This window comes from Rhodococcus olei, from assembly GCF_039540555.1.
Lineage (GTDB): Bacteria > Actinomycetota > Actinomycetes > Mycobacteriales > Mycobacteriaceae > Rhodococcus_G > Rhodococcus_G olei.
The window spans coordinates 1-1,338 of record NZ_BAABFB010000058.1; the positions used below are offsets into that span (position 1 = coordinate 1).

Genomic DNA, 1,338 nt, shown 5'->3' on the forward strand with positions numbered 1-1,338 from the left:
CGACGCCGCCGGCGCGAAGAACATCACCGCCGTCTACTCCGGTGCGGCCGGGTTCCTGACGTCGACGTCTTCTGCGTCGACGGTCACGGTGTCGGATCCGGCTCCGGTGGACGTCGCGACCGCGACGAGCCTGACGGCTCCGGCCACGGCGACGACCGGTCAGGCAGTGGAGTTGAAGGCGACCGTCAGCCCCGCTCCGAACGGTGGCACGGTGCAGTTCAAGGACGGCAACACGAACGTCGGTGGTCCGGTGAACGTGGTGAACGGTGTCGCGACGCTGTCGCACACGTTCGACGCCGCCGGCTCGAAGAGCGTCACCGCCGTCTACTCCGGTGCGGCCGGGTTCCTGACGTCGACCTCCCAGGCGTCGACCGTCACGGTGTCGGATCCGGCGCCGGCGGATGTGGCGACGACTGTGGTCGCGGGTGCGCCCGCGACGGCGAAGGTGGGTGTCGCGGTGGATCTCTCGGCGGTGGTGACGCCGTCGAATGCGTCGGGCACGGTGCAGTTCAAGGACGGTGACGCGAACATCGGCGGTCCGGTGCCGGTGGTGAACGGGGCGGCGACGCTGTCGCACACCTTCGATGCGGCGGGCACCCGGAGCGTCACAGCGGTGTTCACCGGCGGTGCCGGGTTCCTGAACTCGACGTCGCAGGCGGTGTCGGTGTCGGTGTCGGAGCCGTTGCCGACGGATGTCGCGACGACGACGACCGTCGAGGTGCCGGCGACGGCGACGGTGGGTCAGACGTTGACGTTGACGGCGACGGTGTCGCCGGCGTCGGCGGGTGGCACGGTGCAGTTCAAGGACGGTGATCGGGCGATCGGTCTGCCGGTTCCGGTCGTGGACGGCAAGGCCACGCTGTCGTACTCCTTCACCGCGGCGGGTCCGAAGGACATCACCGCGGTGTACTCCGGTGGACCGGGCTACACCGGCTCCACCTCGGCGAAGGGAACCGTGACGGTGTCTGCAGCGCCGGGCGAGGGCGGCGGCACCGGTAGCGCCGGTTCGCTCGACTCGATCTTCGGTTCGTGATTCCTGTCGGTCCGCTCGGATCTCCCCCTGAAGACCCGAGCGGACCGACTCTCGTAGGCGCAGAGGCCGGTCGAGACGTTCGACACCCGAAGGCGCCCAACAAGTCCTGCGCGCCGACAACGCGCGCCAGTCAATGGAGGATCGATATGTCGCGTCCGAATGTGCGACGTGGGGTGGCGACGTTCAGCGTCGGCGCCCTCGTCCCGCTCGGCCTGGTGATCGTCGGCGGGGGTGTCGCGTCGGCGGCGTCCGGGTCGGTGACGTGGGATGACGGGAATGAGCGGATCACTCGCACGATCAGTGAG

1 protein-coding gene is annotated in these 1,338 nt (G+C 69.4%); it reads left to right on the forward strand.

What is annotated here, in order from left to right; translation table 11 throughout:
* On the forward strand, positions 1–1,033 hold a 1,033-nt coding region (locus ABD951_RS18285), incomplete at its 5' end, for an Ig-like domain-containing protein (protein ID WP_345348082.1).
* Between the last annotated feature and the right edge of the window lie 305 nt (positions 1,034–1,338).